Raw genomic sequence first — 21,995 nt, 5'->3', positions numbered from 1 at the left:
ATCATTTTAAAACAGGTGTAAGTTTTTCTACAGCTTCTTGTATTTTTAGCGTTTCACGTTTGATAACATAGAAGAAAATCGTTTGTTTTTAAAATAATCCTTGTAGTTTACTTTGTTCAATTATAGGGCGCTTTAATGGAAGAAGAAACTAACAAAACACCTAGACATTTTCTAGGTGTTTTGAGCATTATTATTTAATAAAACTCAACCTCTTTAATCTCCAAACAATCAGGTTTTAACTGATCACTAACTCGATCAACAACTACCTTTTTAGTGAACATCTGAAGCAACATCTTTTTCTCCAAAGCATCAAGTTGGTTCCAGTTGGATTTTATGTCCAAGAGAATATCAGAAAGATCTGCCGTGTTCATTTTTTCCCCGGAAGGCTGAAGAGATGAGAGCTGCTTATTTACATCCTCTTCTTTACTATTTTCTTCTTCCATGCGAACAGAGAAATCTTCATCATTTATTAATTCATTTACCCAGGCGTACTGCCACTTTTTCCTACGCTTCTCTATTTCCTTTAGTTCTTTATTTAGTAAATCTAGTCTATCTTTAGATACATCAATTTCATCCATTTGAGTAATGTCTTCAACGATGTCTGGATTAATATTAAATGTATCCAAGTACTTAATAAATTGAGTTTCTAAATAACGCTCTGACATATTTCTCTGATCGCATTGCCCCAACCTGCTACTAGAACAATAATAGGCTCTAGGCTTATACACTTTATCTCCTCTTTTAGAATATCCGTATTTGCCAGCAAGAGGACTCCCGCATCGTGCACATCTCGCAGTTCCTGAAAAGATAAATTTACTTGTAGCAGCTTTTGGGTGAATTACACTTCTACTTTTTCTAATTTTTTGTACATTTCCAAAAGTTTCTCTTGAGACGATTGGTGGATGAGAATTATCCACTTCAAAGTAGTTTTCTTTATTTACCCTATAGTTGTACCTCATTGTTCCTATATAAAGAGGGTTAGAAAGGATGTACTGGACTTTAAAATCATTCCAACCTAAATCTTTTTTTGATTTTACATTTAAGTGGTTTAATTCAATTGCAATTTTATTTATGCCAAGACCATCAAGGTAATAATTAAATATTCTTTTTACAATGAGTGCTTCCTCTTCATTAATTTTAAGCGTCTTGTTTTCTTTATCTAATTCGTATCCATAGGGAGCTTGATTAATTACCCAGTTTCCCTCTCGTGCTTTTTGTTCCATCCCCATGCGAATGCGTTCCCCAGTATTTTCTCTTTCCCATTGAGCTAATGCAGCTACTATGGTTATGAACATTCTACCCATTGCAGTGGTCGTATCATATACTTCGGTGGCTGATTTGAATTTGCAATCAAATTTATCAAACGTTTCCAAAATGTTATATAGGTCTCGTACGGATCTAGTCAAACGATCCAAGCGATAAACTAAGACACAATCGATTAAGTTTTGCTCAATATGTTTCATCATTCTTTCCAGATTAGGCCGGTTCGTGTCTTTTGCGCTATAGCCATCATCAATATAGATTTCGAATATATCCCATCCCTGGGACACACAGTATGCTTTTAAACGGTCTGTCTGTGCTCGGATTGAATAACCTTCTGCTGCTTGTTCAGTTGTACTAACACGGACATATACGGCTGCTTTCATTCAATCACTTCCTTTAAAACTAAGATACTCAAATGTTTTGAACAAAAAAATATAGATATTGGTAATTTAGTATAAGTTCCTCTGAATATGATTTCTTCGAATAATCTGTTCCAATCGTTCTTCACAAAGTTCGGGAGTAACCAGGAACATTTCAGACATTTGTTTTATCACGTCTAGATCATTGAGGGGGATATACTTAATCATGTGATAGGGGATAGCTGCATATTGGGTGAAATGATGTGCATCCCATTCTTGGAGTTCTCTAAAAGAAGAAGGCATGATTGTTTGGACTCCTGAATGCCTAAGGATATGGCATAATTCATGAAAAAAGATTTCTCTGTGTTTTTCAATGGGTTCTCTACTATCGATTACAATGTCTTGGTACCTTCCAATTACATGGAAACAACTAGGTATAGGCTTCTTTTTAACGTATATACCAAGGAATCTTGATATTCCTTCTTCACTTATTAGGTTGGGATGGGTAACTCCTAACTTAAGATAGAAATTTGAAACCCAATCTTCTAATCCGGTGGTCCTGTATGCAAATTGGTACATTTTGTTCACCTCGGTAACATTATACAAACATACGTTCGCTCATTCAACTGGAAAATGTCCATAAGGGGAAAATTATATAGATAATTATACCTGGAATTAAAAACAATCAAATTTAATCAAGAGGGTAATTTGAAAAAATGTTATAATAAGGTAATTGGATAAATGAGGTAAGAGGGGGGGAAAAGTATGTTAAGGGTAGCGTGGATTTTACCAAATATTTTTTTATACTTAGCATTTATCTTTTTAACTTATTTCATCATTAATAATTATTCAGGACTAAAAGAGTTAAACAACCTAGGCATATGGATAATTATTTCAGTATTAGTACTTGTGGTTGCTTTATTTGGAAGTTATAAAATTTTTGCTTGGATAAGAGAAGGAAAAATATAAAGGCCACCGGAATGGAGGCCTTTATATTTTAATCTGTATAGTTAGAACCCGTACACAACGGACATATTGATATTACTCCAATTAGTGTAATATAAGAGATCTCTAGCATTTTGACAGTATTGTGCAGCATATCGACTAAGTGATAGTCTTGAATAAGTTGCATAGATAGATGAAGTTAATCCTGCAAAGGTAGAAAGTGCTCCTCCATAGTAAAGTGCAATTCCAACCCAACCGGCTGGTCCTGTACCATATCCTGCGACCATTGAAACAAGCCCCATAAGTACTCCGAACCAACCAGCTACTTCAGTCCATGTAGCATATTCCATTCTCTCAATTACGTATCTTTCATAGGTGTCAATATTTGATTTGAACTGTACCATTGTATTCGCATTTTTACTATTATTATAAGTCGTCCCAGTAATTTTTATATATTGATGGGCTGCACTACTTAGTGCTTGCGCTGTGAATTTACCTGTAGAGATGTCATGATTATAATAGTTATCGAAAGCACCGGCTCTTTCAACTGAAGCGATTGAGAACGATTTTTCACCAGAGTCATTATTCTCTTTAACAACTTCCCCTAATGCCTCTTTATCAACGGTAATAGATCCGTTATTCATTTTAATTACTTCTTTTTCTTGTAATTCTTTACTGATTTTTCTAAGCTCATTCATTTTTTCAGAAGTAATACCTTCTACTTCTTTCTCTGTAGTTTTAAATTTTTTATTGTCTTTAGTTATCTTATTGATTTTATTGTTAACATTTTCTTTCTCTACACCATGCAAAGTTTTAGTATTTGCTTTCTGGACTATTCCTGTCTTTGTAAGATTCTCAATTGTTTGAGGAGTGTCGTATTCTTTAACTTTAACTTTGTGTTTAGCTTTTCCTGTAGTGTAATTATTATTGAATTCTTCAATTTTAAATACAGATTTCTCAAATTCTCCATCTAAATTATAGAAATCTTCCACAGCTGTTATTTTTGTTTTTATAAAATTTTTTCCTTCTGTTACTTCTGTAATTGAATTGACTTTCTTACTACCAATTTCTTCATATAGTCCTTCATCATTCACTTCATGAGATAATTCTTTCACCTCAAATGTCTCAACTGTTTTGAAGGTTTTTGCTTGTTCTGCTGATGCAGTTTTACTGAAGTTAGGTGCTACAATACTAAAGATCATTGCAACAGATAAAAATAATTTTAATAACTTCAATTTTTATTCACTTCCTTTCTCATTGGTTAATTAATTTTTAACATAATAAGAAAAATATAGAAAAAATGGTTAGTTGCTGTAATTATTCATTTTTTTACTAATTTAATAGAGATGCTACAAAATAGTTATTTATACGAAAAAAATATTCTTATAGGAATGTGTAAAATGGCATAAACACAAGAATGAGTATGTAATTTGAGAATATTAAGAGATATATTAGAAATTAATGAAAATTTTCATGATTTTTATAGAAATATATAGATTGATTATGGGTCTAATGTAATGGTTTTTCTCAATATAGAAATTAGAGAGATTCTCTATGAACTTGAAACTGCACTGGTTTTATTAATTGATTTCCCACCTGCAATATGAATATCCAAGGTACATCAGGAAGACTAGACTATGAGGAATTATTACAATGAAACATCAATTCTAGATCTAATAATTAGCATTAAAATTGTCCTATATACAAGTAGTTCCACTATACTAAACTCGGAAATGTTGCAAAAATGTACATTTCATTTGTGGCAAATTAAAACCCCTTCCAATGGGGTAGGGGTGGATGAATTAGATTATTAGTCCTGAAAAAATTAATAATCCAAAAGTGGATCTATTTTTTCTTTACACTTCTGACAAGAAATATCCTTAACCTCTCTAAAATAAATTGACTTCATTGCCTTTTTATCACCTTCATAAAATTCAGGATAAGGGATACCGCACTTCGTCATTTTAGAATCTTTTATAGCATGCTTTGTATCAGACACTGGTCCTTCGATTACGGGGAAAAGTAATTAAAACCTCCGAAGAATTATTAAATTTAATTTTTTTACGTAACTGTAGAGGAGAACATTAGCGAATTATGGAATAGTAAGTATAAGAGTCTGGGTATAAAGGTTTAACCCGAAAACATAGTTGATTTATCAAATTACTAAACAAGGTTGTGAGATATTGAATATCACAGAATTTGTCGGGGGAAAAATACGACAGTATAGAAAAGGTAAGGGTAAAACATTAGAGGAATTGAGTAGTTCCTCCGGACTAACGGTTAACTATTTATCATTGATTGAGAAAGGTGAAGCAAATGCCACTCTCATGAAGCTAGAGCCTATTATTTATGCTTTAGAGATTAATTGGACTGATATAATACCAATAAAACATGATGAGGAAAAAAGATAAGTTTCCAATTATTTTAATGAACTATGATTATTCTTATTCAGTAGATTATTGGCATCCAGCTCATAATACTCAGATTCAGAATAATAAGGTTTGGTATGGTCATTAAATAATATAGAACCTCTCTCATTCTTGAGGGAGGTTTTTTATGATTTTTCTACAATTTTACCTATATTTTTACAGGGGATATTTAGGTTTATAGTAATTTTATGCTATTATAGCTATATTCTATGAAAATATACTTAAAGGAAATAAAAAATTAGGTTGGTGCTAATTATGAGTACTGTTATTAATAGAGAAGCCGGAGATAAGGGTAAAGGATATAGATTACAAAGACTCCGGGCAATTAAGCAGTTATTAGATGTATTGGAAAATATGGATAAAAGAGAGATTATCTCTGTTTATGCTTCAACTGAATACCTTGATGATGTTTACATTAAAACTGTCTCTAAGACTGGAAGTAGTATTACAACTGAAGGGGACAAGAACTATGACCCGAAAAAGAAATTTTCATTTATGTCAAATGAAGTAACTAATAGTTTAATAATATTTATGGATTGTTGGATTGAACATAAATTAACAGATAATTTGTTTTTTTGTTTTTATACTACAGTGAATTATACTAAAGAAAAGCAAACCAGTGCACTTACTACAATAGGTATTAAAGTTCCTGATGTAGAAATCTTGAAGCTTCTAATGGATAAAAAATATGATTATGGAAATGTAATACATTGTGTCAAAACGAAAATAATATCAGAATATACTAAACAATATAGTGGTAAAAAGGAGAAAGGTCATTTAAAAACCATCGAAAAATTTGAAGATGATGTGTGGATCGATTTTTTAGAAAGAATTAGTTGGACTTTTGGAGGAGAGGATGAAAAAAGTTTAGAGAAAAAATTATTATATCAAATTGAAAGTCGTAAGTTCTATGAAAGTATTAATATTGATGGGAAAGAACCTTACATCTTATCTCACCTAGAAAATCTTTTTGAAAAGAAGGAACACCTTACTGATTTGCTAGAGAGAAAAGTAAGTGGTTCAGAAGTGAAAAACATTTTCTTAGAATTTTCTTTGGGTATAGCCAAACAACAAGACCACGTTTATACCATGTGGGAAGAGATGGAGGATCCAGTTGATAAGAGGAACATTAAGGATAAAGTGTTAGATGTTTCACCAGAATTCAGCAAAATGAAGATTGGTATTTTAGCAAGAAAGGTAGCAACGGTAAAAAAAGAATTATCAAAGTTAAGTGCAGAAGAAAGGGATACATATAGATACAGAATATTTGAAGCAAGTCAGGATAAAATATTCGAGTTTATTCAAAATAACAACGAGCAAGATAAACATGTTTTTACAGAGAAAGAAGTTGATGATTGTTTAAATGTTCTAAAAGATTCCTCATCAAAGCATTTGTTAGAAAAAGCAGTAGATTTTAAATACACATTAACCAACAAAGATACCATTTACAATACAGTATTGGAACTTTTTGATAGTTGTTTTTTATCATTCGATGAAGAAGGTTTTTATGATGGATATAAATAAAAATAAAATTAAGAAAAGAATAATGTTTAATAAGGATGAAGATTATTATTTCTTAACATATAATATTCTGTTGCTTTTAAATCAGTTAGATTGTACAAGCAAAGAGAAAAGTTTTTGGGATTATAAAAAGCTAATCTACTTAATTGAAATTATTACTGACAATAATAAGTTAAATATTGCTTTGAAGAACACAAGTTTGAATGAGGAAGAATATGATGTATTACAAACTCTGTATATAAGTTCCGTATTGAAAAATAAATTGTTAAGATCAATATTATTTGCACTAGAAAATAATGGGTGTATTCATTTAGAGAGAAATAGTAAAAGAAATAGTATTGATGTTTGGTTGGAAAAAGAAAATATTTCTTCAACATTTCTAAATTTAGAGTTATTTGAACTGGAAATTAAAAACATAAAAGAAATTAAAGGTAAATATTCTAGGATAAGAACAATGAAAACTGGTACATTCCTTTCGAGAATATTTAGTGAAAGGGGAATTATAGTTTGGGACGTCTAATTATCAAGAAAGTAATGTATAACGGTGATAATTATTACTATAAATCTCCGGAATTTAACAACGGAGTCAATATTATTGAAGGTACAAATGGTACTGGAAAAACAACTTTTTCAAATTTGATTTGTTATGCATTTGGTATATATGTGGAAGAATTTGATAAAAAGAAACATAAAATTCATAATGAGATTGTTAGAGACACAAACAACTATGTGGTTCTAATAATAAAAATTGATGAAGAGATTTTTAAGTTAAAAAGATATTTTCATACAACAAATATTTTTGTGGAAGATAATGCAGGTAATATTGAAGAATATCCTATATACAGAAACGAAAATAAAATTTTTTCAGATTGGATTTTAGAAAAGCTAGGGTTACCAATTGTCGAGATTTATCAAGGAACGAAAAAAGGGAAAATCAACTTTTCTGATATTTTTCGATTGGTCCACTATGATCAAAAAACAAGTCCAGAAAAAATTTACAAATCTCCACGAAAAGAAAATAATTTTATATCAGATTCAGAATTTATGAGAAAAGTTATCTTTGAAATGTTATTGGGATATAAATTCTCAGAGTACTATGACCTATTAGGTAATTTAAAAGCTCAAGAGAAAAAACGCTTAAAATCACAAGTGAAATTAGAAAATTATATAGAGATGGCTAAGGAGGTAGGGGTGGATGTTAGCAGCTTAGAAAATGTTAACATTAGTGAAAAACAGAAAGAATTAAATTATCAAATAAAAAAATTAACAAATTATAAAGATGCTTTAAGAAGAGAAGAAATAAATCAGCCAATTAATCACTCCCTTATAGATCTGAAAAAAGAATTGGTAGATTTAGAATTTAATTTAAGTGAGATTAGCCAAGAACGAAAAAAACTTTATAATGAGATACGAGATATACATACCTTGAAAGAAAGTACGATTTTAGAGGTTACACAATTAAAGAAAATAATTGTAACTCATGATGAATTGAATTTGTTTTCCCCGGATACATGTCCATATTGTTTAAGTAAGGTCGATCGCAAAGAAAATTACTGCATATGTGGAAATGAAGTAGAAGAAAGTGAATATGAGAGATTCTTTTATTCTTCTGAAGAGTATATTGATATTTTGAAATCAAGACAAAAATCAATCTCAACTTTAGATATAGCAGTAGCATCTTGCCGGGAGCAATTATCAAGGTGTAACGCTGAAATAGAAGCTCTAAATATAGAAATCAATCGAGTAAATTCTAGAATACAAGATGGAAAACAAGATTTACAAAAAAATAGAAATACTACTCAACTAAATGCTGTAAATGATAAACTTTTTGATTTAAACCAACAGTTATTGAAAATTTCTCAAAAAGAAGCAGTAGTGAGTACTTTTGAAAAGTTAGAAAAAGACAAAGAAACACAAGCTAATGAATACAAGAAAATTAAGGCTAAATTAGATTTAAAAGAAAAAGAAGCTAAAGATCAGATAAACGAGCAAGTTAAAAAATTTAATGAAGAATATAATTATTTAATGCAAAATATTATCGAAAACATAAATAGTGCAAAGACAAACAAGGAAAACTACATGCCTATAATAAATGAGGGAGAATACACACAAGCGAGTGCAGATGTAGCAATGAGATTTATGTATTATCTTACTTTACTTAGGTTGTCTATAAAGGATGATGAAATACCATTTCCAAGGTTTTTACTGATAGATACACCAGAAAACCTAGGAATTGACGAAAGTCACTTAAAGAAAATTATTGGTAAGATAACATATGGAAAAAGTGATCGTGAGTTAGAAAAATGCCAAGTTATTCTTACTACAGGTATGGGGAAATATCCAAAGGATTTTGAGGGGTTTAGGAAAGGAAAGACCTTGGTAGAAGAAAATAAATTATTGTCTAAGAAGAAATAGCCTCCGCAACAGTTAAATCTGTTACTAATAAAACTTCCTAAAATAGGGGGTTTTATTTATTCATTATACACTTGCCAATAAACATTTCTAACATAAAGGTTTCTGTGCCCAGACTATATTAGTGACCAAGTATTATTTTGGAGCTGCCAGTTAAACATTTCAACGCCCAAATCGAGGCTAAGAGAACGTGAAATATTACCAGGTAGTGTTTGTCTGCCGACTCAACTACTAACCCAGATTGACCCAGCAGAGTATGTTTTGGAAATATTTAAGCCAGTTACTAGTGCGGAATTTAGTTAGGAGAGTACTAAAATGCAAAAGAAAATAAACTATTTAATAATACTTTTAACATCCACCTTTATAGTTGGCTGTACGAGCGTAGAAGATGTATCCACTACAGAGGAAAAAACAGATTCCCAAGAGGTAACCGCAGCACCTACAAACGAAAGTAGTGAGAAAGAGGAAAATGACACTGCGGTTGATGATGAGAAAGTAGAAGAGGAAACATCAACCCAATCAACAAATGAACAGTTCCCAGGTTACAACCTTATTGAAGTTGATGGTGGTGATCTGTCTGGATACCGTGAACCTAACGTCGTCGTTGACATCGGTTTTGGGGACCGTGAATATTGGGCTTTCACTAATGAATACAGTCAACTAGTACGTGTCATTGCTGACGAAATCATTATACAAGATGATAGTAACGAACCTGTATTATCGTCTGGTAGATATTACTCTGATGAGGCAAAGGTTCCAGGTGTCGAAAGTGACGTTTTAGATGAAGGACATATCATTGCTGATTCTCTTGGAGGGGTATCGAATGCTTATAATATTACACCCCAAGATAGTACGCTCAACCGACATGGTGATCAAGCTTATATGGAAGATGTGATCCGTAAAGCAGGTGGGGTCACTAATTTTGAAGCAATCATTACATATCCAGATACGGAAACGCAGATTCCTTCAAGTTATCAGTATACCTATACTTTAAAGGGTAACGAGATCGTTGATACCTTTGAAAATGTGAACCCTGATGAAGTAAATGAATCACTTGGTTTAACAGACAGTGAGCCTTCCGATTCAACTTCAACAAGTTCAACCCCAAGCGGTGATATTTCAAGTATTGATACAAACGGTAATGGCCTGGTGACGATTAAAGAAGCAGAAGCAGCAGGTTTTAGTATGCCAATAATGAGTGATCATTGGTTATATCCCTATATGCGCGATAATGATAACGACGGTATGGTAGGGGAGTAAGCCTCTAGAGCATTATAAAAATATTATGTATAGAATAGTAAAATCCTTGGATAAGCCAGCCGATATATAAATGAGTAAAACTAAGGAGTGTTGGTATGTCCAGTCAACTAGTAACGCATCTACTAAATTCAACCACAACAGCAATTAAGTCAGTAGTTCCATTTGAAGTACAAATGGAAAAACCAACTCTCTTCAGAGATAAGGATATTAAAACCGAATTAGGTGTTGTAATTGGAATTACAGGAGACATAAAAGGTACCATGTATCTGATGACAAAGAAGCATACAAGCAGCAGCATAGCTGAAAAAATGTATGGAGTCAGTGTAGAGGGGGATATGCTCACGTCCTTCCAAGGAGAGTTTGGAAACATGATCTCGGGGAACATAAGTAGAATCATTTATAGTGAAAATGTTGAAATTGATATTACCCCACCAACGGTAGTGGAGGGGAAAGTCACAACCAATGGTCACAAGGTTGCTCTTAAATTGTCTGCGAGCATTTTAAATATCGGAGAGATGGATGTTATTTTGACTATTCATTAAGTAGAAAACCCCCGTTAGAGTGGGGGTTTTTGTTTTCACTTTAGAAAATGCCATTTCCTGTATTACAAATAGTGTAGTATTAATCCACTTGTGCAAAGCAGAATTTATTGAAATAATTGGTATTAGGTTAATGGAGTAGGATTGATGAATATGCAATGCGCATTCTTTATCATATTAACCAAGAATTCGACCTGAAATCGGTCAAATTCTTCCTGTTAAAAGTTTTTGCTGCTGTTCTTTGAAAAGTCCTTGTACGGCATCAGTATCCCAACCAAACCTTTCAAATAGCTCGTTTGAGGCTTTGATTGCCAAGATCCCACTTTCTGAAATTAGCCTCTCAATGTCTACTTCTACCTCTATTTTAGCCTCGTCTTCGATGTTGGAAACATAATCTCGGAAAAGTGTCCTAGTTGGTTCATAAAAGAATAATTTACGTCCTTTAAGATCAAAGCCTTCAATAAGAACAGTTACCTTATCTCCCATGTCCTCCTGCTGGAAGAGTCGTGAAGCAAACTCAAATATCTCAGTGAATAATAGAAGTGTGCTTAATATTTCTAACCCTTTTCCATTTACTTTTTGCTTATAAGAGGCATCAATATGCTCTTCATACATTGCTTTATAATAAATAAATTGACCACTCTTAAAGAATCTAAATAACTCTTTGAATTGAGCAAAATCTTCAGATGACTGTATGAATCCATTTCCACTCTCTAAATCTCGGAAATGTGGGAAATCCCATCCTCTTAGACTTAACTTACTATGGTACAATCTCTCTTTACACTTTGATAAAGATTCTATTCTGTTTTCTTTGTAATGTGTTGGTTTGACAACGATTCTCCAGTATCCCCCTCGTTTGATGGAGTCAAATATATGTTGGTTCTCAATTTCATCTAATTCAACTGCATACTTATCTGAAGAATTATCATCTGCTATTTGCAATCCAGAATCTCTGACTCTAGTATAGAATTCTTTGATTCCTTTATTTATAGCCATATCAATCAATTCTCTCATCTCAGACTGAGATCTAATAATTGCAGATTCTGGCTTTGACTTAGATCGAGAGTACACTGCTCCTTCTTTTAATCCTTGTTCACCACTTTTTTTACAAAGTATAGGCAATTCTTCAAATTCTGGTATACGAAATAAGACAAAACTCTTTACATTCTCTTCAATCATATACATCTGAAATGAAATAGGAGGATCAGCAAACTTATTAACTTCGACCACTATATGGTCAAAATTTATTTTTTGATAATGCTCTAAATCCATTCCACAAAGTTTTTCTAATCCTTGTTTGTCATCGTCAACACCCAATACCAGATAACCGCCATCTTTAGTGTTGCTCATAGCAAGAATACATTTTACTATCTTGGCTTTTTGTTGAGGATCTCCCCAATCATAACTCTTTTTAAATTCAATATTTCTTGTTTCTCCACCTGCATCCAAGAGCTCTAATATCGTTTCATACATGATTTCATCTCCAAAAAATTTTATAATATAATCTTACAGTAAACTGTAAGATTTTTCTATAAATTGTTTGATTAGATTTTCTTAAACAGTTAAGTCATCAATTCTCTATTTTCCATTCTCAATTCTTTCTGTTCAGCAGCATACTTCTTACACTTGTCTATAGATTGAGTAAATTACGTCCATTTCAACCTTCAGTCTACCAATCATATATTAAAGGTGACATAACAAACCTTCTTCCATTAAACCTTCTCCCATTACAGGGGGCTTTAATAGAATTCAAAAAAGCTCGGAGAAAATTCTCTGAGCTTTTTGTTTTAGTCTTCTTTATTCCTCTGCTTAGCCTGGAACACCACATACTCAAAATGCTTCTTAATCTCCTCAATATCCTCCGGTGAAAGATCCTTCCACTTATCAATATCAAAGAAACCAAATTGCTCTATGCCGTACTCTTTAACGAGTTTGTTCACTTCTTCAAGGGTATCTACTTTTGGATTCCCCTTTTCCTCTCTGCCAAGTAAGAAATCGATGGAAACCTCAAAGTAATCAGCAATCTTCTTTATCATGTCGTAATCTGGTTTTCTTTCATCCTTTTCATAACGAGACAGAACAACATTGGAAACTCCTATTTTTTGGGCAAAGTCTTTTTGTGAAATATTTTCTCGTTCTCTTAATTTTTTTATATTACTTCCTAATGAAGACATTAGCTTCATCCCTTTACCGTTATATTTATATATTTAGATTATCATTTACCAAAGCGGTAAGAAATAAAATTGACAAAATGGTAATTATTTTATTGACATTACCAAAAAGGTAATTTAATATATAGTTAAAGTTACCGATTCGGTAATTTTTGTGAGGAGGTGAGTAAATGAAAGTACAAAGGAAACTTTTAAATCTTGAAAAGATAAAAACTCTAAGAATTAAGCAAAAATTTACTATTGATGATATGTCAAGGGCTCTAGGCTACGAAGGATACAATGCTTATTACTATAAAGAAAACGGAAAAAGAAAAATAAGTGCTGAAGAAATAGCAATTATTGCGAAGGTTCTAAATGTACCGCTAGAAGAGCTTTATTTTGAAAATAAAATTACCAATTCGGTAATAAAGTTCAAGGAGGTTATCTAAATGAATCAACCATCGGATGAAACAATCAAAAAAATCCTAAGCTACTTCTTAAAAACATCTGTCCCAAGAATCATCGAGGAACGTAAACAAAAATCTGAAAAAGCAAGTTAACTTCATTTTATGAACTAAGTCTGAACAATGAAATCCATATATAGGTAAAGGAAGGAGCAACCCTTATGAGAGTTATGGAAGGGGAGGAGCTTGCTAGTGCACGAAGACGTCAGGGAATAACGCAACATCAACTATCACTAAAGCTTCCTATTTCAAGAGAAAGCATTGCAAAGTACGAAACAGGGAGACAGCGTTTCCCTAAGGATTTAAGAGCAATAACAGCTGAAGCAATCGACGATGAAGAATATTACTTCGTTAGATGGAATGAGTCAGCTGGAGATGTATCAATACCATATCTAAACGGAGAATTCATTGAACATCATCCAACATCCATGATGCTCCTGGTCAAAAAAGAGTCACTTGAAGCTTTAGAACATCTTGAAAAAGCATGTTGGTATAAGCCGGTCAGATCTCAAAGTGATACAGAGCGAGAAGAAATGAAAAAGGTTGCCTTTGAAGTATTAGATGCTGCAGCCAGTATGATCAACCTTGTCGCTCTAATATCAAAAGAATATCAATTCTCCATGATACAGATTTTTAAACAATGGAGATTAACCCTAAAAGCACGGAGGTTACAAAAGTGATCACTCAAACATTTAAGAAAGAAGATCTACGTAAGGCAGTTCAACATCAAAGGGGCTCATGGAATTCAATTCAGTCAATTGAAGAAAGAAGGGAAGAAGGAAAATATAAAGATGCCATGTTATCAGCGGTTGATTTACTTAATTCGATTAAAGAGCTTGATAGATTGGCAGAGAAGAAAGTAAAGCAGGATGAATTACATCATATTACTCAAACATTCGTGAACGTCATGATGAATCGAAGCTAGGAAGGAGTGAAGGACTTGAAAATCAAAGCAGGCGAATGGTTAAAGCTTTCTTCATTTGAAAAAACACTTTTACTTAGGAACAAAACAAAAAAAGCAGCAAGCTAAGGCTGGCACCAAAGCTTACTGCATCTCACTATTTTATGCGCAAAAAGAATTATATAACGTGAATGAATGTGAAAGCAAATTTCATGCATTACCAATTTTAGGAGGTGAAACAAATGCTTGAACATCCGGATATCACAAGGTTAGAGAAATATGGCTACACCAATATGGTATCTCAGCCAGAACACAACGGAATTGATTATTTTGGGAACGAGATTTTGGTTGGAGATTCAATAATAACGGATCCTGATAATGGTGAAGTCATCTTGGAAGAAAACTTAGAGGATTACTTGATTGAGAAATGTAAGTTTCATTTCTCAATAGCAGAATAAAGACCTGTGCTGGCACACAGGTCTCGTTGGAAAGAGGGGTCAACCCTCAAAGAAAATGTTTCATTCATTCTATAGTACTTTTAAAAATAAATCAATCGGAGGGGAATTTATGCCAGCGATATTAGCAACTACAAATGATATGGATCGTAATGAATGGTTAGAAATGAGAAGAAAAGGAATTGGAGGATCAGACGCTTCCATCATCCTTGGATTAAATAAATATAAAACACCTTTTGAATTATGGCTTGAGAAAACAGGTCAGGTACTTATTGAAGAATCATCCAGTGAAGCTGCCTACTTTGGAAATCTCTTTGAGGATATGGTCGCAAAAGAATTTGAAGTGCGTATGGGGAAGAAGGTAAGAAAGAGAAATGCCATCCTTCAACACCCTGATCATGAGTACATTATCGCTAATATTGATCGTAAAGTTGTTGGGGAAACAGCGTTACTTGAATGTAAAACAGCTAATCAGTTCCTTGCGAAAGATTGGGAGAGCGAAGAAATACCTGAATCGTATTTGGTACAGGTACAACATTACTTAGGAGTACTTGGATACCCCAAGGCATACATCGCGGTCTTGATAGGCGGTAACAAATTTATATGTAAAGAAGTGGACCGAGACGAAGAATTAATCAGTATTATTTTTGAAGCAGAAAAGCATTTCTGGGAGTACCACGTAATGGGTGGAAATCCCCCAGCCCTGGACGGATCTAGTGCTGCTGAAAAGTACTTAAAAGAAAAGTATGCCAAAGCTGAAAAAGGAAAGTATATCGAGCTACAGAGTACCAATAAAGATCGTATCATTGAGTACTTCGATTTGAAGAAAACCATTAGCGAGTTAGAAAAACAGAAAAAACACATTCAGCATGACCTGCAGCATGAATTAAAAGAAGCGGAATTAGGCTTCTGCTCGAATTACGAAGTCGCCTGGAAGCCGATAGAGTCAAATAGAGTAGATTCAAAGCTATTAAAAGAGAAGTTTCCGAATATATATAAAGAAGTAACCAAAAAGAGTGCTTACAGACGATTTGATATCAAGGAGGCTAAATAATGGCCACCAATCAATCTCTTAAAACTCAATTAGCTAACAAGAATGGACAAGCTCCTTCTACACAAGGCTCCACTATGAAAGGGTTACTAGCTAGTCCTAGTGTGATTAAGCGCTTTGAAGAGGTATTAGGTAAACGAGCAACACAGTTTACCGCCTCTATCCTTAGCCTTTACAACAATGAAAAGATGCTACAGAAAGCTGAACCAATGTCAGTTATCTCTTCAGCAATGATTGCAGCCACTTTAGATCTTCCAGTAGATAAGAATTTAGGGTATTCCTGGATTGTCCCATATGGGGGCAAGGCACAATTTCAACTTGGATATAAAGGTTATATTCAATTAGCCCTTAGAACCGGACAGTACCGGTATATAAACGTTACACCAATCCATGAAGGGGAATTGATTAAATGGAATCCCCTAACAGAGGGAATCGATATCGATTTTGATCAAAGAGAATCAGAAGCCGTCATTGGATATGCAGCTTACTTTGAACTACTGAATGGATTTAGAAAAACTGTCTACTGGACCCGAGAGCAAGTAGAGAAGCATCGGAAGAAATTCAGTAAATCCGATTTCGGTTGGAAGAATGATTGGGATGCAATGGCCATGAAAACGGTACTGAAGAGTCTCTTATCTAAATGGGGCATTCTCTCAGTTGAAATGCAAAAGGCTGTTATTGAAGATAATGAGGATCGTGAATTGAAAGATATCACACCCGAAGAGGATGACAACACAATCGAATATGAGGTTCAGGAAGAACAAACGGAAGAACCAGCAAAAGAATCTAAATCAAAGAAAAGCCAAAAAGAATCTGCACAAGACACGATGGACATGAAGTTTGATTAACCATGAAGTACCTTACAGAGTCCTTCTTCCAAGATGGATTTGGGAGAAGGCTCAGAGTAAGGAAGAGTTGAAATGTCTCGTATTGGACTATATGAAGCGATATCCCCATTATCACGTAAAAGGTATTAAAGAGGGGAAAGCGATTTGTGAAAGGAAGGAAGAGGAATTATGAAGGCAACTGGAATCGTGAGAAAGATTGATGAATTAGGTAGAGTGGTTATTCCAAAGGAGATTAGAAGAACACAGGGGTTGAATAGTGGAACACCATTAGAAATGTTTCTGGATCATGGAGGTATTGTCTTCAGACCTTATCAAACGGATGTTACAAAAAATAATACGCTCACATGGCTTGAAAATGCTTTGTCAGACGCAACGAACCAAGAAGATAGGGAATCTATTTCAGCAGCTATTTCATACGTAAGACAAGCATAGAGGTGATGACTTGAATTATCTAAAAGAACTCAAAGCTTTTAAGGATTGGTTGCTACTGAACGATCTTAATACCAGCGCAATTGCGTTATGGCACACTCTGATGGCTATAAACAATATGGCTGGCTGGAAAGAACGATTCAATGCGCCCAACTCCACAGTAGAGAAATTAACGGGCCTTTCTAAACAAGGGTTGGTTAATGCTCGAATAAAGCTTATCGAAAACGAATTGATTGAGTACGAAAAAGGAAAGAAAGGGAAGGCTCCCATCTATAAGGTAAAGTCATTGGTCAACTCAGTTGACCAATCGCTATACCAATCCGATACCCAATCCGTATACCAATATGGATACCAATCCGATGACCAACAGTTGACCATACCTAAACATAAACAAAACAAAACGAAACTAAAAGAAGATGTAGTAGATGATGCACCTGCATCGCTCAATCCGTTTCAGTTTTACGAGCAAGAGGGTTTTGGGATCTTGGGAGGTTATATACCGCAAAAGATTGTGTCTTGGTGTGATGATCTCTGTGAGGAATTGGTACTGGAGGCCATGAAGATTGCTGTAGAGCAAGGAACGAAAAAGTGGGGATACGTTGAAGCCATTCTTAAGAACTGGTTTCAGAAGGGGATTAGAACTCTTGAGCAGTCTCGAGCTGAGCAACAGCAATTTAAGGAGCAGAGGACAAAGCGAACACCTGTGAGGTCTTCCGGAAAAGTCAGACCCATTCGTACTGAGAGATTACCAGATTGGTTTGAAGAGAAAAGGAATTCTACACAGGATCAATGTAGCGAGCCTAGTGATTATGACTTTGAGAAAGAAAAGGCAAAGCTTGAAGCAGAGCTTTTAGCATTTAAAAGGGGGTAATGAAATGGGTGTATTATTTGATTCTATTAAGATTACTCAGGAAACGAAGTCACAAGGGATGATTGGTGAGCTCCTTACCTTAGGTGTAACTGAAACGAAGAGTGGGACTAGCATTTATGACCTGAATTATTATGATCTCAGGCAAGAATTAGCCATTGCTAAATTTAGAAACAGGAATGTTGAGAGTTCTGAAAATGGGTGGTTTTGATCAATGAAGATGATTCAATTTACGGTCTATGGAACCCCCGTAGCTCAGGGGAGACCAAGGTTTAGCTCCCAAGGAGGAATAGCCAGGGCTTATGATCCGAAAAAATCTAAAGACTTCAAGAAATATGTAAAGCTGGTTGCTGCCGAGCACCGCCCTAAGAAACTGCTTGAAGGTCCACTTCAGTTGTTTATCAGGGTTTACAAGCCAACGTTAAAGAACTTCAGCAAAAAGAAGTTAGTTGCAGCTGAGAGTGGTGAATTGAGACCAGTGACGAAACCTGATGTAGACAACTACGTGAAAGGAATCAAAGACGCTTGTAACCAGATCCTCTGGAAGGATGATAGCCAGGTGGTGGAGTTATTGGCCAGTAAGTGGTATAGCGAGACTCCTCGGATTGAGATTATGGTGGTACCCATTGAGCAATAAAAAAATCAGGAGAAACGACTATGTGCATCGTTTCTCCTGATAATAGATTTAGAAGTTCTAAGATTTCTAAGTAATGATTAGTTGAGATATGTATTCATTTCTTTTAAATCATTTTTAAGTTGGAGTGCATCTTCAACCATTCTTATGAAATCTATGGAAGCACCGATTCTTTTTGAATCTATCAGTATGTCCTGGAGCTTTTCTTCTGATAAGACAATTAATGAGTTCAAAAAATCACCTTTCTTACGACTACCAAAATCACCAACTAGGATATTTTACCGTAATTTACTGAAAAATGGAAGAGTGAAAATTAAAAACACCACTAAAATTAGTGATGCTTCTAATGTGTTTGTAATAAATTTTCTAATACTGATAATGCAGAATTTATGTCATCATAAGCTTCGATCTTTTCATTTTGGATGATGATAAATGATTCAGTTTCCTTACAATAGTAAACTAATAATACCTCGGAGTCGTTTTCAGAAAAAGACTGAGTAATATCACATTCTGCATATGTTTGTAAGGTCTTTAATATATTTATTAATTCGTGATTCTTTGACACATTCTCTGCCTCCTTTCTTTAAAAAGGAAAGAACTTGTCATGTTTTGGATAATTTTAACATATAAAAAACCAATTTTTAAGTTACTAAAGGTACAGTACCAATTTATTAATTCTGACATCAATACTTTGCTAGGTATTTTTTAGGTTTAACTAGTGTGAGTTCAGAGACGTGAGCTAGTTCACAATGATAACGATTATCCTTAGATAACTCTATGTATTCACTATTATATATCCAGTACACATAGTACTCTTCACTTTGATACAAGACTTTATCACCAATGTTAAAAATCATTTAATAACTCCTCTGCTAAAAAACTAGGTACATGATACCACGAAGGGAGTTAGGCGGAATTTTGAGCATTCCTGTGAATAATAACCGGTTAATACATTTTTGTATGTACTCTCAATAAATCAATATTAAGTATTCATCTAGGAATAATTTATATTTGGAAAAAGAAATGAAATAAGGAACCGAGTGACCAGCTCGATTCCTAGAAAAGAGGTTAAGACATTTCCCGTATTATCCTATGCCGTTTTCGAATTCTGGTGTAGACGAAATTATTAATTTTAGAGAAGAATAAAAAAGCCAGGATTTCTCCCGGCCAGCCAACTTAATTTTACCATAGGAGGGGTTCTGGTGAGGTTATCAGATATAGAAATTAACCCTAGTACTTTGAAACTGGAAATTGATATAATGGATAAAGAAGGAAGTTTTGCTGTTGTGGTTTGTGATGGGAAGGCGAAGGTTGCTGAGTTGCCTCCTCACGGGGAAACGAATATTGTTACGCATCAGGGGAAAGTGAAACGTATTAGGTGGAATGAGGGGGAAGAGTTTTAAGGTGGAATATTTCATGTATTTTGTTTTTTTTATGGCAAGCTTATTGGTTAGTATTAAAGAATTTTTCTCTATAATTGTTTCAAGTGCAACAGTTATTGCGACAATAATTGCGATTGTTAATATAAGATATACCAAAAAGGCTATTGAACATAGTGAAAAGCAATTTAATTTATTATTAGAGGATAGAGATTTACAGACAGAACCCAAGTTCATAGTTAAGAGGACCAATTTTAAATATAGGATAGATAGGGATATTCGAAAGAATGTTTTAGTGGAGAAAAATTCTCCAGAATTTACTTTGATCAACGTTGGTAATGGAATTGCTAAAAATGTTAATGTTTCTCTACTAGTGGATGTTTCACCTTTATATATCGAAAAAATTAATAAAAACCTATTGGATTTTAATCTTGATAAGAATCTAAAAATTAAATATGGTATCTTTTTTTCTCTTATAAATGATAATAGAATACTTGCTAATGAAAATAGAACTATCCATTCAGATTATATTACAGGAGTTAAAGATTCAAAAGAGCACTTCATTAATTTTGAATCTTTAGAAATGATTAATATTCTTATAGCTATCGCTAGCTTAATAGGTTGGAGAGATAGTAGAAATGATAAGTTGAAAACTATTGATTCAAGAGGCCTTCTTCCAGAAGTCAAACTAGAATTGATGTATGAAAACCTTCATGGGATAGTAAAGTGTGAGACTTTTAAAGCTGATATAAATATAAATGGCCTATGGTTTGATGAAAACGAAAATTTAATTTCTGATGGTAGTATTCAGTTTATTAAAAATAATACAGCACCAGGAATTGGTAATAAGGAGTCAGTAATATAAGGTTTATATTAAATAAAGTTCTACCAGCCAACTGGAGGACACTAATCTTTGCACAATTTACTGTGTTTTGATTGGTGTCCTTTTTAATTTTAGTTAGTTGAATATGCTCAGGGAAGTAAGTGAAAGTATACGCCGCAAAGGAGAGTCTAATATGAGGAAGCTTCTTTATGAATATAAAAATTCATTGAGAGATGCAAGAAAACTAAAGAGAACATTAGAGAGCCGAACCGAGTTAAATGCTCAAGAAGATATCAAAGTAGTGAATGAAATGATTGCCGACTTAAAATTTGCAATAGATTGGATTATTTCTGGGAGAAATCCTGATAACAGTAGAGGTATAGATAGGACTAGTGTGTATTTAAGTGATCCTATTATATTAGATTCCTTATATGTAAATCCAATTTATAATGTAACCTCTCAAAAAAGTACAAGTTTAGGACAAGCAATTATTGATGATGCATTATGCAACCTTACAAAAAGAGAAAAAGATGCTTTCATTATGGTTAAAGTAGAAGGATTATCATATAGTTACACAGCTGAATTAATGGGAATTAAAAAAACAACTCTTCAGAATCATGTGGAGCGTGCAGAGAAGAAGATTGAAAGTAGAAAAAATAGTAGTCTGTTTTTAATCTCTTAAAAATGCCCCACCAAGAATGGGGGGCATGCTTGTCCAATATGAAATTATCCTGAAGTTGCAATTGCGCTAAAACTTTCTGGACCTACTCTGAGTGTTCCTAGTGCTGTTGCACTTACAAATGCACTATATACTAAGGGTCCACTTTCCGGTTTAGGGGCGTTAAAGTTTGCACCAGAAAATGTAACAAGCTGAGGACCCAATACTTCAAGACTCAATTGTTGTTCTGCAGTAAAAACTGTTGTCAATCCTGTTTGTTGTGTTCCTCTAACAATAGTAATAGTTACACTAGTTGCAACTGGGGCTAATGGTAACTGTACAGCGACAGTTCCATTGAACTCGACTCTTATCTGTCCAACGGTTGCCTTTGTTACGTCTAATCCAACAATACCAAATAAAGAATCGGTACCTACAAGGATTGGAGTAGATATACTGTTAGCCAAACTAGCATTTTGACTTGTTCTACCGTCTAGAAAAATTCCCATAATCTCACCTCCTCTATTCTAAAACTTATATATTTTATGCGAATTAGAAGGAAAGGATTGTGCTACTTGATTATAAAAGCGAAAAACAACCTACATGTTTA

General features: G+C 33.8%; 27 protein-coding genes. 20 read left to right on the top strand and 7 right to left on the bottom strand.

The window, feature by feature from the left end; translation table 11 throughout:
- Positions 1-194: 194 nt before the first annotated feature.
- Together ACYH0O_RS16770 and ACYH0O_RS16765 are read right to left on the bottom strand one after the other, a co-directional pair.
- Complete coding sequence (locus tag ACYH0O_RS16770; RefSeq protein WP_482629613.1) at positions 195-1,646, bottom strand: recombinase family protein; 1,452 nt, start codon at positions 1,644-1,646, stop codon at positions 195-197.
- A gap of 66 nt (positions 1,647-1,712) precedes the next feature.
- Positions 1,713-2,201 carry an ImmA/IrrE family metallo-endopeptidase gene (locus ACYH0O_RS16765; RefSeq protein ID WP_482629612.1) on the bottom strand — a complete coding sequence of 163 codons (489 nt, stop codon included), beginning with the start codon at positions 2,199-2,201 and terminating at the stop codon, positions 1,713-1,715.
- A gap of 186 nt (positions 2,202-2,387) precedes the next feature.
- On the opposite strand from ACYH0O_RS16765, the gene ACYH0O_RS16760 reads away from it, so the two are divergent.
- Positions 2,388-2,591 (top strand): hypothetical protein, encoded by a 204-nt coding sequence (locus ACYH0O_RS16760; protein ID WP_482629611.1) that lies wholly within the window; start codon positions 2,388-2,390, stop codon positions 2,589-2,591.
- A 41-nt stretch (positions 2,592-2,632) separates the two neighbouring features.
- Here the strand turns inward: ACYH0O_RS16760 and ACYH0O_RS16755 are convergent, their stop codons facing one another.
- On the bottom strand, positions 2,633-3,802 hold the full coding sequence (locus tag ACYH0O_RS16755; RefSeq protein ID WP_482629610.1) for a hypothetical protein: 1,170 nt from the start codon (positions 3,800-3,802) through the stop codon (positions 2,633-2,635).
- A gap of 948 nt (positions 3,803-4,750) precedes the next feature.
- Here ACYH0O_RS16755 and ACYH0O_RS16750 point away from each other — a divergent pair.
- From ACYH0O_RS16750 to ACYH0O_RS16725, 6 genes are all read left to right on the top strand, one after another.
- On the top strand, positions 4,751-4,978 hold the full coding sequence (locus ACYH0O_RS16750) for a helix-turn-helix domain-containing protein (RefSeq protein WP_482629609.1): 228 nt from the start codon (positions 4,751-4,753) through the stop codon (positions 4,976-4,978).
- A 273-nt stretch (positions 4,979-5,251) separates the two neighbouring features.
- Positions 5,252-6,520: a hypothetical protein gene (locus ACYH0O_RS16745; RefSeq protein WP_482629608.1), complete on the top strand. Its 1,269-nt coding sequence runs from the start codon at positions 5,252-5,254 to the stop codon at positions 6,518-6,520.
- Positions 6,504-7,037 (top strand): hypothetical protein, encoded by a 534-nt coding sequence (locus tag ACYH0O_RS16740; RefSeq protein ID WP_482629607.1) that lies wholly within the window; start codon positions 6,504-6,506, stop codon positions 7,035-7,037. The genes ACYH0O_RS16745 and ACYH0O_RS16740 overlap by 17 nt, the downstream gene beginning before the upstream one ends.
- On the top strand, positions 7,025-8,932 hold the full coding sequence (locus tag ACYH0O_RS16735; protein WP_482629606.1) for a hypothetical protein: 1,908 nt from the start codon (positions 7,025-7,027) through the stop codon (positions 8,930-8,932). Before ACYH0O_RS16740 ends, ACYH0O_RS16735 begins: the two co-directional genes overlap by 13 nt.
- A gap of 312 nt (positions 8,933-9,244) precedes the next feature.
- The gene (locus ACYH0O_RS16730) at positions 9,245-10,189 is read left to right on the top strand and encodes a DNA/RNA non-specific endonuclease (protein WP_482629605.1); all 945 of its coding nucleotides are present in this window, start codon (positions 9,245-9,247) and stop codon (positions 10,187-10,189) included.
- Between the two features lie 95 nt (positions 10,190-10,284).
- The gene (locus ACYH0O_RS16725; protein ID WP_482629604.1) at positions 10,285-10,731 is read left to right on the top strand and encodes a chemotaxis protein CheX; all 447 of its coding nucleotides are present in this window, start codon (positions 10,285-10,287) and stop codon (positions 10,729-10,731) included.
- Positions 10,732-10,932: 201 nt separating this feature from the next.
- Here the strand turns inward: ACYH0O_RS16725 and ACYH0O_RS16720 are convergent, their stop codons facing one another.
- Together ACYH0O_RS16720 and ACYH0O_RS16715 are read right to left on the bottom strand one after the other, a co-directional pair.
- The gene (locus ACYH0O_RS16720; protein ID WP_482629603.1) at positions 10,933-12,201 is read right to left on the bottom strand and encodes an AlbA family DNA-binding domain-containing protein; all 1,269 of its coding nucleotides are present in this window, start codon (positions 12,199-12,201) and stop codon (positions 10,933-10,935) included.
- Between the two features lie 314 nt (positions 12,202-12,515).
- Positions 12,516-12,902, bottom strand: a complete 387-nt coding sequence (locus ACYH0O_RS16715) for a helix-turn-helix domain-containing protein (RefSeq protein WP_482629602.1) — start codon at positions 12,900-12,902, stop codon at positions 12,516-12,518.
- Between the two features lie 167 nt (positions 12,903-13,069).
- Here ACYH0O_RS16715 and ACYH0O_RS16710 point away from each other — a divergent pair, with 167 nt between their 5' ends.
- The 10 genes from ACYH0O_RS16710 (at position 13,070) to ACYH0O_RS16665 (ending at position 18,531) form a co-directional block, all read left to right on the top strand.
- Complete coding sequence (locus tag ACYH0O_RS16710; RefSeq protein ID WP_482629601.1) at positions 13,070-13,327, top strand: helix-turn-helix domain-containing protein; 258 nt, start codon at positions 13,070-13,072, stop codon at positions 13,325-13,327.
- 176 nt (positions 13,328-13,503) lie between these two features.
- Complete coding sequence (locus ACYH0O_RS16705; RefSeq protein ID WP_482629600.1) at positions 13,504-14,022, top strand: helix-turn-helix domain-containing protein; 519 nt, start codon at positions 13,504-13,506, stop codon at positions 14,020-14,022.
- Positions 14,019-14,267, top strand: a complete 249-nt coding sequence (locus tag ACYH0O_RS16700; RefSeq protein ID WP_482629599.1) for a hypothetical protein — start codon at positions 14,019-14,021, stop codon at positions 14,265-14,267. Before ACYH0O_RS16705 ends, ACYH0O_RS16700 begins: the two co-directional genes overlap by 4 nt.
- 218 nt (positions 14,268-14,485) lie before the next feature.
- Complete coding sequence (locus ACYH0O_RS16695; RefSeq protein WP_148995699.1) at positions 14,486-14,701, top strand: YqaI family protein; 216 nt, start codon at positions 14,486-14,488, stop codon at positions 14,699-14,701.
- Positions 14,702-14,810: 109 nt separating this feature from the next.
- Complete coding sequence (locus ACYH0O_RS16690; RefSeq protein WP_482629598.1) at positions 14,811-15,752, top strand: YqaJ viral recombinase family nuclease; 942 nt, start codon at positions 14,811-14,813, stop codon at positions 15,750-15,752.
- Positions 15,752-16,597, top strand: coding sequence for a recombinase RecT (locus tag ACYH0O_RS16685; protein ID WP_482629597.1), 846 nt, complete (start codon positions 15,752-15,754; stop codon positions 16,595-16,597). Before ACYH0O_RS16690 ends, ACYH0O_RS16685 begins: the two co-directional genes overlap by 1 nt.
- Before the next feature lie 168 nt (positions 16,598-16,765).
- Positions 16,766-17,029 carry an AbrB/MazE/SpoVT family DNA-binding domain-containing protein gene (locus ACYH0O_RS16680; protein ID WP_482629596.1) on the top strand — a complete coding sequence of 88 codons (264 nt, stop codon included), beginning with the start codon at positions 16,766-16,768 and terminating at the stop codon, positions 17,027-17,029.
- Between the two features lie 10 nt (positions 17,030-17,039).
- Positions 17,040-17,897, top strand: coding sequence for a DnaD domain-containing protein (locus ACYH0O_RS16675; protein WP_482629595.1), 858 nt, complete (start codon positions 17,040-17,042; stop codon positions 17,895-17,897).
- A 4-nt stretch (positions 17,898-17,901) separates the two neighbouring features.
- Positions 17,902-18,105 (top strand): hypothetical protein, encoded by a 204-nt coding sequence (locus ACYH0O_RS16670; protein ID WP_482629594.1) that lies wholly within the window; start codon positions 17,902-17,904, stop codon positions 18,103-18,105.
- 9 nt (positions 18,106-18,114) lie between these two features.
- The gene (locus ACYH0O_RS16665) at positions 18,115-18,531 is read left to right on the top strand and encodes a RusA family crossover junction endodeoxyribonuclease (RefSeq protein WP_482632593.1); all 417 of its coding nucleotides are present in this window, start codon (positions 18,115-18,117) and stop codon (positions 18,529-18,531) included.
- Between the two features lie 340 nt (positions 18,532-18,871).
- Here the strand turns inward: ACYH0O_RS16665 and ACYH0O_RS16660 are convergent, their stop codons facing one another.
- The gene (locus tag ACYH0O_RS16660; RefSeq protein WP_482629593.1) at positions 18,872-19,093 is read right to left on the bottom strand and encodes a hypothetical protein; all 222 of its coding nucleotides are present in this window, start codon (positions 19,091-19,093) and stop codon (positions 18,872-18,874) included.
- A 637-nt stretch (positions 19,094-19,730) separates the two neighbouring features.
- On the opposite strand from ACYH0O_RS16660, the gene ACYH0O_RS16655 reads away from it, so the two are divergent.
- From ACYH0O_RS16655 to ACYH0O_RS16645, 3 genes are all read left to right on the top strand, one after another.
- Positions 19,731-19,931: an XtrA/YqaO family protein gene (locus ACYH0O_RS16655; RefSeq protein ID WP_482629592.1), complete on the top strand. Its 201-nt coding sequence runs from the start codon at positions 19,731-19,733 to the stop codon at positions 19,929-19,931.
- Positions 19,932-19,944: 13 nt separating this feature from the next.
- Positions 19,945-20,772 carry a hypothetical protein gene (locus ACYH0O_RS16650; protein ID WP_482629591.1) on the top strand — a complete coding sequence of 276 codons (828 nt, stop codon included), beginning with the start codon at positions 19,945-19,947 and terminating at the stop codon, positions 20,770-20,772.
- A gap of 151 nt (positions 20,773-20,923) precedes the next feature.
- Complete coding sequence (locus ACYH0O_RS16645; RefSeq protein WP_482629590.1) at positions 20,924-21,412, top strand: sigma factor-like helix-turn-helix DNA-binding protein; 489 nt, start codon at positions 20,924-20,926, stop codon at positions 21,410-21,412.
- A gap of 44 nt (positions 21,413-21,456) precedes the next feature.
- On the opposite strand, the gene ACYH0O_RS16640 is transcribed toward ACYH0O_RS16645, so the two are convergent.
- Positions 21,457-21,894: a hypothetical protein gene (locus ACYH0O_RS16640; protein WP_482629589.1), complete on the bottom strand. Its 438-nt coding sequence runs from the start codon at positions 21,892-21,894 to the stop codon at positions 21,457-21,459.
- Positions 21,895-21,995: the final 101 nt, after the last annotated feature.

This window comes from Rossellomorea sp. H136 (assembly GCF_056838065.1).
The sequence above is the reverse complement of the archived record's forward strand: the minus strand, read 5'-3'. Positions and strand labels throughout refer to the sequence as shown.

What these genes read in the sequence shown, in the direction of transcription:
- ACYH0O_RS16730 (WP_482629605.1), top strand. Translation starts at nt 9,245, where the DNA reads ATGCAAAAGAAAATAAACTATTTAATAATACTTTTAACATCCACCTTT.
- ACYH0O_RS16770 (WP_482629613.1), bottom strand. Translation starts at nt 1,646, where the DNA reads ATGAAAGCAGCCGTATATGTCCGTGTTAGTACAACTGAACAAGCAGCA.
- ACYH0O_RS16710 (WP_482629601.1), top strand. Translation starts at nt 13,070, where the DNA reads ATGAAAGTACAAAGGAAACTTTTAAATCTTGAAAAGATAAAAACTCTA.
- ACYH0O_RS16740 (WP_482629607.1), top strand. Translation starts at nt 6,504, where the DNA reads ATGATGGATATAAATAAAAATAAAATTAAGAAAAGAATAATGTTTAAT.
- ACYH0O_RS16765 (WP_482629612.1), bottom strand. Translation starts at nt 2,201, where the DNA reads ATGTACCAATTTGCATACAGGACCACCGGATTAGAAGATTGGGTTTCA.
- ACYH0O_RS16720 (WP_482629603.1), bottom strand. Translation starts at nt 12,201, where the DNA reads ATGTATGAAACGATATTAGAGCTCTTGGATGCAGGTGGAGAAACAAGA.
- ACYH0O_RS16640 (WP_482629589.1), bottom strand. Translation starts at nt 21,894, where the DNA reads ATGGGAATTTTTCTAGACGGTAGAACAAGTCAAAATGCTAGTTTGGCT.
- ACYH0O_RS16725 (WP_482629604.1), top strand. Translation starts at nt 10,285, where the DNA reads ATGTCCAGTCAACTAGTAACGCATCTACTAAATTCAACCACAACAGCA.
- ACYH0O_RS16650 (WP_482629591.1), top strand. Translation starts at nt 19,945, where the DNA reads ATGTATTTTGTTTTTTTTATGGCAAGCTTATTGGTTAGTATTAAAGAA.
- ACYH0O_RS16705 (WP_482629600.1), top strand. Translation starts at nt 13,504, where the DNA reads ATGAGAGTTATGGAAGGGGAGGAGCTTGCTAGTGCACGAAGACGTCAG.
- ACYH0O_RS16695 (WP_148995699.1), top strand. Translation starts at nt 14,486, where the DNA reads ATGCTTGAACATCCGGATATCACAAGGTTAGAGAAATATGGCTACACC.
- ACYH0O_RS16760 (WP_482629611.1), top strand. Translation starts at nt 2,388, where the DNA reads ATGTTAAGGGTAGCGTGGATTTTACCAAATATTTTTTTATACTTAGCA.
- ACYH0O_RS16665 (WP_482632593.1), top strand. Translation starts at nt 18,115, where the DNA reads ATGATTCAATTTACGGTCTATGGAACCCCCGTAGCTCAGGGGAGACCA.
- ACYH0O_RS16680 (WP_482629596.1), top strand. Translation starts at nt 16,766, where the DNA reads ATGAAGGCAACTGGAATCGTGAGAAAGATTGATGAATTAGGTAGAGTG.
- ACYH0O_RS16645 (WP_482629590.1), top strand. Translation starts at nt 20,924, where the DNA reads ATGAGGAAGCTTCTTTATGAATATAAAAATTCATTGAGAGATGCAAGA.
- ACYH0O_RS16745 (WP_482629608.1), top strand. Translation starts at nt 5,252, where the DNA reads ATGAGTACTGTTATTAATAGAGAAGCCGGAGATAAGGGTAAAGGATAT.
- ACYH0O_RS16685 (WP_482629597.1), top strand. Translation starts at nt 15,752, where the DNA reads ATGGCCACCAATCAATCTCTTAAAACTCAATTAGCTAACAAGAATGGA.
- ACYH0O_RS16715 (WP_482629602.1), bottom strand. Translation starts at nt 12,902, where the DNA reads ATGTCTTCATTAGGAAGTAATATAAAAAAATTAAGAGAACGAGAAAAT.
- ACYH0O_RS16670 (WP_482629594.1), top strand. Translation starts at nt 17,902, where the DNA reads ATGGGTGTATTATTTGATTCTATTAAGATTACTCAGGAAACGAAGTCA.
- ACYH0O_RS16690 (WP_482629598.1), top strand. Translation starts at nt 14,811, where the DNA reads ATGCCAGCGATATTAGCAACTACAAATGATATGGATCGTAATGAATGG.